Genomic DNA, 14,317 nt, shown 5'->3' on the forward strand with positions numbered 1-14,317 from the left:
TGCAGCGGGTTCACCGATCTTATTCGGAACAATGAAGGCCCGGCATGAAAGGGGCCCACCCGGCCGTCCCCTGGAGACAGAAGAATTATCACGTGGTGCCCGTCCACGGAAGTGGGATGCACGATCCGAGCCATGACGGCACGTCAGAGAGGGTGTCACGGCCGGCCGCGCCGATGCTAGCCGTCGAGCGTGTTCGATCTACATAAGGATTCCGGTGGACTGGCGTAAATATTGTCTTGATGCCTGCAACCCCGTTCTCGATCTTGCGGAGTGAGACGGGAGCCACCTAGTATCCGCCGTACTGTTCGCCAAGTAGCGAATCGGCGAGGGGATTTCCGGGGCGTTGAAGCGTTCCCGATCGCCGTGAAAGGTGGATCCGTCATGCCTGGTCCCGATCGGCGCGCGCACGCTCCGACCCTGTTGTCCTTCGCCCAGCAACGGCTGTGGTTCCTCGACCGGCTGCGGCCGGGCCGGCCGGACCACAACGTCCCGACCGCGGTACGCCTGCGCGGACGACTGGACCAGGGGGCGCTCACCCGGGCGCTGACCGAAGTCGTGCGGCGCCACGAGGTGTTGCGCGGCAGGATCGTCGACACCGAGGACGGCCCGCGCCACGCCGCGGAGCCGGTCGAGACCTTCGTGCCGACGATCACCGATCTGACGCACGCCCCCGCGGAGCAGGCCTGGCAGCGGGCCCGGGAGCTGGTGGCCGCCGATCTGGCGACCCCGTTCGACCTCGGGACCGCTCCGATGCTGCGGGCCCGACTGATCCGCATCGCCCCCGACGACCATCTGCTGCTCCTGGTGATCCACCACATCGCCTGCGACGGCTGGTCGCTGTTGGTGCTGTGGCAGGAGTTCTCCGCCGGATACGCCGCCGCCGTCGACGGCCGGCCGATCGCCCTGGCGGACCTGCCCGTCCAGTACGCCGATTTCGCCGACTGGCAACGGAGCCATCAGGCCGGAACGGCGATGCTGGACCAACTCGCCTACTGGCGCGAGCACTTGGCCGACCTGAGCCCGTCGGTGATCCCGACGGACCGAACCCGCCCCGCGGTGTGGTCAGGCCGGGGCGACCAGGTCGAGATCGAGATCCCGGCGGAACTCGCCGAGCGAATACGCACACTGGGGCGCGCCCACGAGGTGACGCCGTTCATGACGCTGCTGGCCGCCTTCCAGGTCCTGCTCGCGCGTTGCACGGGACAGGCCGACGTGACGGTGGGGACGCCGATCTCCGGGCGGACCCGGATCGAGGTGGAGCCGCTGGTCGGGTTCTTCGTCAACACGCTCGTCCTGCGCGCCGACCTGTCGGGCGACCCCGGCTTCACCGACGTGCTCGCCCGGGTGCGGCGGTGCGCGGTTGAGGCCTACGCCCACCAGGACGTCCCCTTCGAGCGGCTGGTACAGGAGCTGCGGCCCGAACGCGACCTCGGCCAACACCCGCTGTTCACGGTCATGTTCCAGCTGGAGGAGCCGCCCGCGCTCCCGTCCGGCCTTCCGGGGATCGAGGTGAGTGACCACCAGATGCCGAACGACGTGGCGAAGTTCGACATCGAGGTCTCCATGACGGACGGCGGCGATCGCTTCACCGGCGTCATCCGCTACGCCGCCGACCTCTTCGACCGCGACACGGTGCGGCAACTCTCCGAGGGTTTCCGGGTGTTGCTCGACCAGCTCGTCGAGAGCCCCGAACGGCCGATATCGGCGTGGGAGACCCCTCCCGGCCTCCGGGTGAGCCGCCCCGCTCCCGCCACCAGGAGCGAGACGGCCAGCGAGCCCGCCACCGAGACCGAACCCGAGCCCGCCGCCGAGACCGAACCCGAGTCCGCCGCCGTACCCGAGTCCGCCGCCGTACCCGAGTCCGCCACCGAGACCGGGCCCGCCACCGAGACCGAGCTCCTCGTGCTGGAGACCTGGGCCGAGGTGCTCGGTGTCACCCCGGACGGCGTGGACAGCGACTTCTTCGAGCTGGGCGGCCATTCGCTCCTCGCCTCGAAGGTCATGTCCCGACTCGGCCGGGCACTCGACCTCGAACTGCCTGTCGCCCTGCTCTTCTACCACCCGACCGTCGCCGAACTCGCCGACGGCATCGACGCGGCGTTGCTGGCGGACCTCGGTGCCGCCGCCGAAGCGGAACCGCTTCCCGCCGGAAAGGCCCGTCACCCGTGAAGGCACAGCACAGTCGCCCCGAGCCCGGCCGGCCGACCGGTTCCGCGCCCGGAGCCGCCCCGTCGGCCGGTTCCACGCCGGCCACCACCCGGGCCCTGCTCGACCAACGCGTCCGCGCGGCCCGGAGCAGGGCCGTCGAGGGCGAGCCGGAGGCCGCGATCCCGCCCCGTCCGGCGGGTGCGCAGGTGACGTCGTTCACCCAGGAACGCATGTGGCTGGTCGAGCGGCTGTCCGACGGCCCCGCGATGTACAACGTCCACGAGGTCTTCCGGCTGCACGGCCCGCTGGACGTGGACGCCCTCGGCCACAGCCTCACCGAGCTGGTGCGGCGCCACGAAGTCCTGCGCACCGCCTTCCCCGAGCGGGACGGGCTCCCCAGCCCCTCGGTCGAGCCGGCCCGGCCGCTCGACCTGCCCGTCACGGACCTCCGGACCGAGCCCGCGGAACGCCGGACGCGGCTGGCCCTCGATCTCGTTCAGTCCGAGATCCTGCGCCCGTTCGACCTGGCCGCCGCCCCGCTGCTGCGCGCATCACTGCTGCGGGTCGGCGAGGACGAACACGTCCTGGTGGTGGTCGTCCACCACATCGCCGTCGACGGCTGGTCGATGCCGCTGCTGTGGGACGACCTGTCGGCGATGTACCGGAGCCGGCTCGAAGGCCGCGAGCACGAGCTGCCCCCCTTGCGGATCCAGTACGCGGACTTCGCCCACTGGCAGCGGGCCCGGCTCTCCGGCGACCGCCTGCGGCGCCAACTGGACTACTGGAGCGCACAGCTGTCCGGGCTGTCGCCGCTGGACCTGCCCACCGACCGCCCGCGCGGACCGGTCCGCGCGGGCCGTGGCGAGCGGATCACCTTCACGGTGCCCGAGGAACTGGCCGACCGGTTGCGGCTGCTGGGTCGGCGGCACGGCGCGACGATGTTCATGACGCTGCTCGCCGCGTTCCAGGCCCTGCTCGCCCGCTACAGCGGGCAGTCCGACGTGGCGGTCGGCACACCGGTCGCGGGCCGGACCCGTCCGGAACTCGACCCGCTGGTGGGCTCGTTCATCAACACCGTGGTCATCCGCACCGACCTCGCGGACGACCCGAGCTTCGCCGAACTGCTCGACCGGGTCCGCAGCACCGCCGTGGACGCCTACGCGCACCAGGACCTGCCGTTCGAACGGCTGGTGCAGGAATTGCGGCCGGCCCGCGGTCTCGACCGCAACCCGCTGTTCCAGGTCATGTTCGCCGGCCTGTCCGACCCGGCCGCCGCCCTCCGGCTGGTGGGGACGGAGGTCGAACAGATCGAGGTCGACAACGGCACGGCCAAGGTCGACCTCAGCCTGGTGATAGCCGACCGGCCGACGGGCGCGACCGGGGCAGCCGGCACCACCGGGACCGTGGCCTTCGACACCGATCTGTTCGACCGCGCGAGCGTGGAACGGCTGGTCGGCCACTACCTGCGGCTGCTGGACGCCGCGGCCGGCGATCCCGACCGTCCCGTCTCGCGCCTGGACCTGCTCACCGAGGCCGAGCGCGAAGCGCTGCTGGTGGCCGCCAACGCCACCGACCAACCCTTCCCCGCGGACCTCTGCGTCCACGAGCTGGTCGAGGAGCAGGCCCGGCTGACCCCCGACGCGGTGGCGGTCCGCTGCGGCGCCCAGCGACTGACCTACCGGGAACTCGACCGCCGGGCCAACCAGTTGGCCCGGCACCTGCGAGCCCGGGGAGCGCGGCCGGAACACCTGGTCGGCGTGTGCCTGCCGCGCTCGGCGGACCTGGTCGTGGCCCTGCTGGCCGTCCTCAAGTCGGGCGCCGCCTACCTGCCGCTGGACCCGGACCTCCCGGCGCAGCGCATGTCGTTCATGCTCGCCGACGCCGAAGTGCCGCTGCTGCTCACCCAGCGCTCCCTGGCCGACCGGCTGCCGCGGCACGGCGCCGCAACGGTGTGGACGGACGACGAGGCCGGGCTCATCGCGGCCCTGCCCGGGGACCGGCTGCCGCCGCTCGCGACGCCCGCCAACCTGGCGTACTCGATCTACACCTCCGGTTCGACCGGCCGCCCCAAGGCCGTGCTGGTCCCGCACGAGGGCGTGGTCAACTACCTGGTGGTCCGCGGCCGACAGCTGGATCTCGGCGGGGACGATGTCGTCGCCTCGGTGGCCTCGATCTCCTTCGACGTCATCGTCCCCCAGGTGCTCATGCCCCTGGCCTGGGGCGCGAGCGTGGTGATCGCCCCGTCGGAGGTCGCGGTCGACGGCCCGCGCCTGACGGAGATGATGCGCGGGTTCGGCGTCACCACGCTCATGGCCACACCGGCCACCTGGCTCCTGCTGCTGGACGGCGGATGGCAGGGCGGCCGGTTCCAGGCGATCTGCGTGGGCGAACCGCTCCAGCCCGCCCTGGCCCGGAGGCTCCTCGACCGGGTCTCCACGCTGTGGAACGGCTACGGTCCCACCGAGGCGTCCGTCGGCTGCGTCACCCGGCGCGTGGACGCCGACCGGGACCTGGCCCGGCCGGGAGGGTCCGTGCCGATCGGCCGGCCGCTCGGCAACCTCCGGATCTACCTGCTGGACCCGGCCGGCGCCCCGGTGCCCGTCGGCGTACCGGGCGAGATCCACATCGGCGGGGTCGGCGTCACCCGCGGGTACGCCAACCGGCCGGGGCTGACCGCCGAGCGCTTCGTGCCCGATCCGTTCGGTGCCGACGGCGGCCGGCTGTACCGGACCGGCGACCTGGCGCGGTACCTGCCGGACGGCAGCCTGGTCTTCCTGGGCCGCACCGACGAGCAGGTGAAGATCCGGGGCTACCGCATCGAGCTGGGCGAGATCGAGGCCGCGCTGTGCGCGCAGCCCGGTGTCGCCAGGGCCACGGTGACGGTGCGGGGCACCGGGACGGACGCCGAACTGGCCGGCTACCTGGTGTGGCAGGACCGGCCCGGTGACCTGGCGGTCCTGCGGCGCTCCCTGCGCGAGACCCTGCCCGAGTTCATGGTGCCCACGACGCTGACCGCACTCGACCGGATCCCGTTGACCACGAACGGCAAGGTGGACCGCGGGGCCCTGCCCGAGCCCGCCCGCCACGGCCACGAGGCGGGTGCGCTACCGCCGCGGGACCTGCTGGAACTCCTGATGACCAGGATCTGGGAGCGTGTGCTGGGCACCCCACGGGTCGGCGTCCGGGACGACTTCTTCGCGCTGGGCGGGCATTCGCTCAGGGCGGTCGAACTCGTGGAGGCGATCCGGCGGGAGTGGGGGGTCACCGTGCCGCTGAACACGGTGTTCCGCCATCCCACCGTCGAGGGTCTGTGCGCGGAACTGCCCAACGCCTCGCAGGCCCTGCGCCGGCTCGTGGTTCCGCTGGCCGAAGGAGACCACCGCAGGGCGCCGCTGATCCTGGTGCACCCGCAGAGCGGCGACGTGTGCTCCTTCCTCCACCTGGCCGAGCACCTCACCGAACGCCTGGCCGAGCACCCCGCCGAGCACCCCGCCGAACCGCTCGCCGGCGGCCGGCCCGTCTACGGCCTGGAGGCCGTCGGCTACAACACCGACGAGCCGCCACTGGCCACCGTCGAGGAGCAGGCGCAGCGCTACCTGCGGGAGCTGCGGTCCGTCCTGCCCGACGGCCCGTACCTGCTGGCCGGCTGGTCCTTCGGCGGGCTGGTCGCCTTCGAGATGGCCCGCCTGCTGGAGGAGGAGGGGAACCCCCCGGGATTCCTCGGGATCATCGACGTCGGAGCGCCCGCGTTCACCGACGGATCCACCGAGTCCGACCACGGGCCCACCGACGGGCCCGGCGGCCACGACGCGCACGGGACGGCCCGGTTCGCGCTCGCCTCCGGGCTGCCCTCCGGAGCCGTCGGAGAACTCCACGAGCTCGACGAGCAGGACGCCCTGTCCCTGCTGCTCCACGACGCGCACGCCGGCGAGCGCCTTCCCCTGCGGGTGCGCACCGAACAACTGCGGCGCATGGTAAGGGTCTTCACCACCAACGGCGACGCCGCCCGACGCTACCGGTCGACCGCGCGGCTGCGGACACCGATCCACCTGTTCACGAGTGCCGAGGCGCACCCCGTGCTCGCCGCCCCGGTCGTGGTCCCCGCCCGGTGGCGCGACCGCACTCAGGGGGCGTTGAGCGTGGTCGAGGTGCCCGGCAACCACCACGACATGCTGTCGCCGCCCCACGCCGCACCCTTCGCCGACGCGCTGTCGGCCGTCCTGGAGGAGCTCGGATGAGCGACGGACACGAGCTGCCGTTGTCGTCGGCGCAGTCCGGCATCTGGTTCGCCCACCACCTGCGCCCCGGCAGCCCCGTCTACAACACCGGTGAGTACGTGGACATCCCCGGGCCGATCGACCCGGAGCTGTTCGAGACGGCCGTGCGGCGCGTGGTGGACGAGACCGAGTCCCTGCGCGTTTGCCTCACCGACGGTGCCGAGGGCCCCCGGCAGGTCGTCACCCCGTCGCCCGACTGGTCGATGGACCACGTCGACCTCACCTCGACACCGGATCCGCTGCGGGCGGCCGAGCGCTGGATGCGCGCCGACCTGTCCACACCGGTCGGGCTCACCCGGGACCCGCTGTTCCGCCAGGCCCTGTTCGCCGTCGCGCCGGACCGCTTCCTCTGGTACCAGCGCGTCCACCACATCGTGGTCGACGGCTTCAGCATGTCGCTCATCGCGCGCCGCGTCGCCAAGACCTACACCGGACTGGTCGAGGGCAGGGGAGGGGCAGGACCGGCCTTCGGGCCGCTGAGCCTCCTGCTGGCGCACGACGCCGCCTACCGCGCGTCGGAACAGCCCGGACAGGACCGGGCGTTCTGGGCGGCCCGGCTGGCCGGCCGGCCGGATCCCGTCAGCCTCGCCAGCCGCTCGGCGGCCGCCTCGGACGGCTTCCTGCGCCGTACCAGCACCCTCGACGCGCCCACCGTCGCGGCGCTGCGGCGGGCCGCGCGGCCCGCCGGGGCGAGCTGGCCCACCGCCTTCACCGCAGCGGTCGCCGCGTACCTCCACCGCCTCAGCGGCGAACGGGACATCGTGCTCAGCATGCCGGTGACCGGGCGCACCAGCTCCTCCGTGCAGGCCGTCCCCGGCATGGTGGCGAACGTGGTGCCGCTGCGGCTGCGCGTGCACCCGGAACAGGGTCTGTCCGCACTCGCGCGACAGGCGGCCGAGGAGGTCGCCGCCCTGCGCGGGCACCAGCGCCACCGCAGCGAGGACCTGCGCAGGGAACTGGATCCGGCCCGGTCGGAGCGGGTCCTGTTCGGGCCCCTCGTCAACATCATGTCCTTCTACTACCACCTGGACTTCGCGGGTGTCCGGGCCACCGTGCACAACCTGTCCAACGGGCCGGTCGAGGACCTCTCGTTCTCCGTCTACGACCGCTCCGACGGCACCGCGCCCCGGCTCGACGTCGACGCGAACCCCGCGCTCTACTCCGAGGCCGAACTCACCGCCCACCAGCAGCGGTTCCTCCGGTTCCTGGACGCGGTGGCCGCCGACCCGGACCGGCCGATCGGCCGGCCCGACCTCCTCACCCCCGAGGAACGGCAGCGGACCGTCGTGGCCGTCAACCGCACCACGCAGCCGCTGCCGCACCCGACGGTGCCGCTGGCCTTCGCGGCCGAGGCCGCGCGCACGCCCGATGCGCCCGCCGTCGTGTGCGGCGAAACCACCCTGTCCTACGCGGAGTTGAACGACCGGGCCAACCGGCTGGCCCACCGGCTCATCGCCCTGGGCGTCCGCTGCGACAGCACGGTGGCCGTGCTCATGGAACGCTCCGCCGACGTGGTGGTGTCGGTCCTGGCGATCAGCAAGGCCGGCGGCGCCTACGTACCGCTGGACACCCGGGCCCCGACGGCCCGCCTGCGCCGCGTCCTGGACGACACCGGGGCGGCGGTGCTGCTCACCCACCGGGCCACCCTGGACGACGCACTGTCCCACGGCACCCCGGTCGTCGTCGTCGACACCGACCCCGGACTCGCCGACGAGCCGGCCACCGACCCCGTCGTGCCGCTGCGCCCGGACCACCTGGCGTGCGTCCTGTACACCTCCGGGTCCACGGGCACGCCGAAGGGGGTGGCCCTGACCCACCGCAACGTCATCAGCCTGACCGCGCAAAGCTGTTGGCGCGAAGAGGACGGCCCGCGGGTCCTCGCACACTCCCCGCACGCCTTCGACGCCTCGACCTACGAGTGGTGGGTGCCGCTGCTCAACGGGGGCCGGGTCGTCGTGGCCCCGCCCGGCGAGCTGGCGCTCGCGGACCTCCACCGGCTCATCGTCGACCACCGGGTCGGTGCGCTGTGGCTGACGGCCGGGCTGTTCCGGGTGTTCGCCGAGGAGTCACCCGGTACGCTGGCCGGGGTCGGACAGGTGTGGACCGGCGGTGACATCGTGCCGGCCGATGCCGTCCGGCGCGTCCTGGCACGGTGTCCGGACTCCGTGGTGGTCGCCGGGTACGGCCCGACCGAGGCCACCACGTTCACCACGCGCAGGGTGCTGCGCCCCGGTCGGCCCGTGCCCGACGTCGTCCCCCTCGGCCGACCGGTGGACAACAGGCGGGTGTACGTCCTGGACGAGGCGCTGTCGCCGGTGCCGCCGGGGGTGGCCGGCGTGCTGTACGTCGCCGGTGCGGGCGTGGCGCGCGGGTACCTGAACGACCCCCGCCGCACGGCCGGCCAGTTCCTGCCGTGCCCCTTCGGCGACCCGGGTGAGCGGATGTACCGCACGGGCGACGTCGTCCGCTGGAACGCCGAGGGGGAACTCGAGTTCCTCGGCCGCGCGGACGAGCAGGTCAAGCTCCACGGCTTCCGCATCGAGCTGGGCGAGATCGAGGCGGTGCTGGCCGGGCACCCGGCCGTCGCCCAGGCGACCGTGGTCGCCGGCCCGGGCGCCTCGCCCGGCAGGCGTCTGATCGGCTACGTCGTCCCGGCCGGGGACTCGGGGCTCGACCCGGCGGCGGTGCGGGAGCACGCCTGCGCGGTGCTGCCGGACTACATGGTGCCCTCGGCGATCCTCACGCTCGACGCCTTCCCCCTGACCCCCAGGGGCAAGATCGACCGGGCCGCGCTGCCCGTCCCGGACCTCGCGCCGGCACCGTCCGGGCCCGGACCGCGAACCCCGGCGGAGCAGACGATGTGCGCGCTGTTCGCCGAGGTGCTCGGCCGGCCCGCGGTGGGCGTCGACGACGGTTTCTTCGCGCTGGGCGGCAACTCCCTGCTCGCGACCCGGCTGGTCAACCGGGTGCGGGTGAGGTTCGGCCGTGAACTCACCCTCGGCGCCCTGTTCCAGGCACCCACGCCGGCGCGCCTGGTCGAAGCGCTCGAGGACGCCCCGGACGCCGCGGCCGTACCGGCTCTCTCACCACGTACACGACTCTGACAGATCAAGCGATCACAGGAAGCACCTCGGCATGGTCCACACCCTCTCCCATCCCGACGAAACGCCGGCACCACCGGCAACACCCGCAACACCGGAGACCCCGATGGCCCCGGAAACCCTGACGGCCCCGGCGCTGGGGGTGTCCCAGGTCCGCCGGTACTACCAGCTCGTCGACGCCGGGGACGTGCCCGCGCTGGTCGCCCTGTTCACCCCGGACGCCCGCTACCACCGCCCCGGGTACCAACCCATGGTCGGGCACGCCGAACTGGAACGCTTCTACCGCGACCAGCGGGTGATCCGCACCGGCGTGCACACCCTGGCCACCGTGGTCACGACCGACGACGAGGTGGCGGTGCACGGCCTGTTCCGCGGCGTGCTGCACGACGGCGGTGAGGTCGAGCTGCGGTTCGCGGACTTCTTCCGGATGACGCCGCAGGGCCGCATCGCCGCGCGGGACACCTTCTTCCACGTGCCGGCGGTCTGAGGCGGTGGACGCACCCGGTGACACCGCGCACCACGTGCTGCGCAGCGGCCACCGCGACGGCCACCGCGACGGCGACGGCCACGGCGACGGCCCACGCGGTCGCGCGTTCAACCCCGACGGGGACACTTCAGCACAGGAAAGCGGGAAGCAGTTGACCAAGACGGTCCTCACCTCCGACATCCCGGCGTTCGTCGGCAGCGGACGGCCACCGTTCGACGCGCGGGCCATCCACGAGCTGGTCGCCGAACAGGCGGAGCGGGCCCCGCACGCGCCCGCCGTCACCTGCGACGGACGGACCCTGACCTACCGGCAGCTCAACGACCGCGCCAACCGGCTCGCCGGGCGGCTGCGAGCGGCCGGACTGGCGCAGGAGGACGTCGTGGGCGTGCTGGTGCCGCGGTCGCCGGAGCTGATCGTGGCCCTGCTCGCCGTCCTCATCGCGGGCGGGGCGTACCTCGGACTCGAACCGGACGACCCGGCCGGCCGCCACGCGATGCTGCTCGAGGACGCCGGCGCGGGCATGGTGATCGTCGGAGAGGCCCTGGGGGAGCAGCTGCCCGGCACCGTCGTCACGGTGACGGAAGGCGGACCGGCGCAGGAGCCGGCCGCCGGGCCGGCGGCTGCGGCCCGCCCCGGCGACCCGGACCGGCTCGCCTACGTCAGCTACACCTCGGGCTCCACCGGCGAGCCCAAGGGCGTCGGCGTGCCCCACCGGGCGATCGACCGGCTCGTCCGGGGTGCGGACTGGGTGGACGTCCGCGCCGAGGACGTCTTCTTCCACCTCGCGCCGGTCGCGTTCGACGCGTCCACGTTCGAGATCTGGGCCCCCCTCGTCAACGGCTGCCGACTGGTCCTCTTCCCCCCGGTCGCCATCACGCTGGAGCACGTGGCGCGCGTCGTCCGCGCCGAGCGCGTGACGGTCCTGCTGCTGACCACCGGGCTCTTCCACCAGATGGTGAGCTCCCACCTGGAGGCGTTCGCCGACGTGCGGCACGTCCTCACCGGGGGTGACGTGGCCTCGCCGGGCCACGTCCAGCACCTGCTGGCCCGCTACCCGGAGCTGCTCTTCACCAACGGCTACGGGCCGACCGAGAACACCACGTACACGACCTGCTGGACCAGCAGCACCCTCCCGGAGCAGCGCAGCGTGCCGATCGGCCGCCCGATCAGCGGCACCAGGGTCGCCGTGCTCGACGGCGACCTCAGGCCGGTGCCCGTCGGCGAGTGCGGCGAACTGTACGTGGCCGGGGCGGGCCTGGCCCGCGGCTACCTGGGGCGCCCGGCCGCAACGGCCGAACGGTTCCTGCCCGACCCGTTCGGGACCGAGCCCGGGGCCCGGATGTACCGGACCGGCGACCTCGTGCGATGGCTGCCCGACGGCACGCTGGAGTTCGTCGGACGCGCGGACGACCAGGTCAAGGTCCAGGGCTACCGCGCCGAACCGCGCGCCGTCGAGGTCGAGCTGGAACGGCTCGCCGAGGTGCGGCACGCGGTCGTGCTGCCGCAGGCCGATCCGGCGGGCGGCACCCGGCTCCTGGCCTACGTCGTGCCCGCGCAGTCCGACCCGGCGGGTAACGCCGACCTCGGTCGGCGGCTGCGCCACGAGCTGCGGGACAGGCTGCCGGGCTACCTGATCCCCTGGGCGATCCTCGTCCGTCCCGAGCTGCCGGTGAACCGCAACGGCAAGATCGACCGCCGGGCCCTGCCCACCGCCACCCGGGTACTGCGCAACGTGGCCAACGAGTACGTCCCGCCCGTCACCGAGGTGCAGACGCGGCTGACCGAGTTGTGGGGCGACATCCTCGGCATCGAACCGGTCGGCGTCGACGACGACTTCTTCGACCTCGGCGGGCACTCCCTGCTGGCCACCGACCTCCTGGTCGCCACCCAGCGCGAGTTCGACGTGGACCTCCCCGCGCAGATCCTGTACCTGTCGCCGACCGTCGCCGAGCTGGCGACGGCCCTCACCGCCCGGATGCGGACGGCGGGCCAGGACGGCCCGGCGGCGCGCCCGGACAGTCCGACGGCGGGCCAGGCCGACGGAGCACGGCAGGAGCAGCCCCGATGACGGCGGTTCCCCCCACCCCGCGATGCCCGGTCCTCGCCCCGCAACTGGTCGACCTGATCGACCCCGACCTGTACCACTCGGGCGGGGCGCACGAGGTGTGGCGACGGCTGCGCCGCCACGCCCCGGTGAGCTGGCAGCCGGTCGGCGACATCGGCTACTGGTCGGTCGTCGGCTACGCCGAGGCCAACCGGGTGCTCCGCGACCACGACACGTTCACCTCCGAACAGGGCACCCTGCTCAACCTCCTCGGCCAGGGCGACCCCGCCGGCGGCCGGCAGATGGCCGTGACCGACCCGCCCCGGCACGCGCACCTGCGCGGCCCGCTGCAACAGGCGCTGTCGATCAAGACGGTGGAGAACGACCGGGAGGCCATCCGCCGGGTCATCGTCGAACTGCTCCGGCCGTTGGCCGACGGCGGCCCGTTCGACTTCGCCGCCGCCATGGCCACCCTGCCGATGGCGGTGATCGGCACCATGATGGCGCTGCCGGAACAGGACTGGCCGCGGCTGGTCCGACTCGCCCACGCCTGCATCGCCGCGGACGACCCCGAGTTCCAGCTCGCCGCCGGACCGCAGGCCACCCTCGTGACCGCGCACCGCGAACTGTTCGCCTACTTCCAGGACATCGTCACCGCGCGTCGGCGCGCACCGGGTGACGACCTGATCAGCGTGCTGCTCACGATGGAACTGGACGGACGGCGGCTGTCGCCGGGCGAGATCGTGTCCAACTGCTACAGCCTGCTGCTCGGTGCGACCGTCACCACCGCCCAGCCGCCGATCGCGGCGATGGTCGAACTGGCCGGGACGGCGGTCCTGGACGACTGGGCGGCACACCCGGAGCTGCTCGGCAGCGGCGTGGAGGAAGCCCTGCGATGGGCCTCGCCCACCCAGCACTTCATGCGCCACGCCACCCGCGACGTCGAGGTCCGGGGCGTGCCGATCCCCGCGGGGGACGCGGTCGTCGTGTGGCTGGGGTCGGCCAACCGCGACGAGACCGTGTTCGCCGACCCGGACACCTTCGACATCCGACGGCGGCCCAACAAGCACATCGCGTTCGGCGTCGGCGCGCACTACTGCATCGGACACACCGTCGCACGGGTGGCCCTGCGGATCCTGTTCGCCGAACTGCTCGGCCGGTTCACCGGCTTCGAACTCGCCGGGACGCCGCGGCGCATGCGCTCGAACATCATCGCGGGCTTCACCCACCTGCCGATCACCGCGCGGACCCGCTAGGGCGTGCACCACCGCAGCCGCACCCGAGAAGAAACCCCACCCGGAAGGTCATCAGTGAACGCTCCGACGGCCCGTACCCGCAACAAGTGGTTCCTGCGCGAGCCGTCGCCGGTGGCACCGGCACGGCTGTTCTGCCTGCCCTACTCCGGCTGCGGAGCGAGCATGTACCGCCAGTGGCCGTCCTCGGTCAACGGCGTCGAGGTCTGCCCCGTGCAGCTGCCCGGCCGGGAGAACCGGATGCGCGAGCCCGCCCACACCACCTACGAGGCGCTGGCCGACGACCTCTGCGAGGCGCTGCGCCCCTACCTGGACCGTCCCTACGCGCTGTTCGGGCACTGCGGCTCCGCGCTGGCGGCGTACGAGACCGCCGTACGGCTGGTCGAAAGGGGCTGCCCCGCCCCGACCCGGGTGTTCGTCTCCGCCGAGGTCGCGCCGCAGGACGGCCCCTACGGCCGCTTCCTCGGCATGGACGACGACGAGCTGGCCGGCGAACTGCGCCAGCTCGTCGCGGAACTGGGCGGCACCCTGGAACCGAGCCTGCTCGCGCTCTACCTCGGCGTCCTGCGGAACGACGTCGACATGAACAAGCGGTACCACGTGGCCGAGCCGGTCCGGCTGCCGTGCCCGATCACCGCCATCGGCTGGACGGAGGACACGGGCATCGAGCCGTCGCTGATGACCGGCTGGTCAGCGTGCGGCGAAGCGACCTTCGAACTCCTGGAGGGAGGCCACTACCGCTTCATCGAGGCGCCGACGGACCTGCTGGCGCTCCTGGTCGCGGACCTGACGCCCACCCGGTCCGGCACCCCCTGACACCTGCACCCCCTGACACCTGCACCCTCTGACACCTGCACCCTCTGACACCTGCACCCGGACGAGCCGGCCGCCCTGACGTCGATGCGCAGCGGGGGGGGGGGGGGGGGGGGGGGGGGGGGGGGGGGGGGGGGGGGGGGAGGGCGGCGGGGGGGGGGGGGGGGGGGGGGGGGGGGGGGGGGGGGGGTGAG

Annotated in this window: 7 protein-coding genes; all 7 read left to right on the top strand. The window is 73.2% G+C overall.

Annotated features, from left to right (window positions below):
* Nucleotides 1-381: 381 nt before the first annotated feature.
* The 7 genes from AC07BF_RS02495 to AC07BF_RS02525 all read left to right on the top strand — a co-directional run bounded on the left by AC07BF_RS02495 (nucleotide 382) and on the right by AC07BF_RS02525 (nucleotide 14,126).
* Entirely contained in the window at nucleotides 382-2,169 is a 1,788-nt protein-coding gene (locus AC07BF_RS02495) for a condensation domain-containing protein (protein WP_478332810.1), read from the top strand.
* A complete protein-coding gene (locus AC07BF_RS02500; RefSeq protein WP_478332811.1) occupies nucleotides 2,166-6,386 on the top strand; it encodes a non-ribosomal peptide synthetase in 4,221 nt (1,406 codons plus the stop codon). Before AC07BF_RS02495 ends, AC07BF_RS02500 begins: the two co-directional genes overlap by 4 nt.
* Nucleotides 6,383-9,529: an amino acid adenylation domain-containing protein gene (locus AC07BF_RS02505; protein WP_478332812.1), complete on the top strand. Its 3,147-nt coding sequence runs from the start codon at nucleotides 6,383-6,385 to the stop codon at nucleotides 9,527-9,529. The genes AC07BF_RS02500 and AC07BF_RS02505 overlap by 4 nt, the downstream gene beginning before the upstream one ends.
* A 103-nt stretch (nucleotides 9,530-9,632) precedes the next feature.
* Nucleotides 9,633-10,013 carry a nuclear transport factor 2 family protein gene (locus tag AC07BF_RS02510; RefSeq protein ID WP_363630016.1) on the top strand — a complete coding sequence of 127 codons (381 nt, stop codon included), beginning with the start codon at nucleotides 9,633-9,635 and terminating at the stop codon, nucleotides 10,011-10,013.
* A 4-nt stretch (nucleotides 10,014-10,017) separates the two neighbouring features.
* Nucleotides 10,018-12,081: an amino acid adenylation domain-containing protein gene (locus AC07BF_RS02515; protein ID WP_478332813.1), complete on the top strand. Its 2,064-nt coding sequence runs from the start codon at nucleotides 10,018-10,020 to the stop codon at nucleotides 12,079-12,081.
* Nucleotides 12,078-13,313, top strand: a complete 1,236-nt coding sequence (locus AC07BF_RS02520; protein ID WP_478332814.1) for a cytochrome P450 — start codon at nucleotides 12,078-12,080, stop codon at nucleotides 13,311-13,313. Before AC07BF_RS02515 ends, AC07BF_RS02520 begins: the two co-directional genes overlap by 4 nt.
* 54 nt (nucleotides 13,314-13,367) lie before the next feature.
* Nucleotides 13,368-14,126 (top strand): thioesterase II family protein, encoded by a 759-nt coding sequence (locus tag AC07BF_RS02525; protein ID WP_363583424.1) that lies wholly within the window; start codon nucleotides 13,368-13,370, stop codon nucleotides 14,124-14,126.
* Nucleotides 14,127-14,317: the final 191 nt, after the last annotated feature.

This window comes from Kitasatospora sp. NPDC043950, from assembly GCF_056435345.1.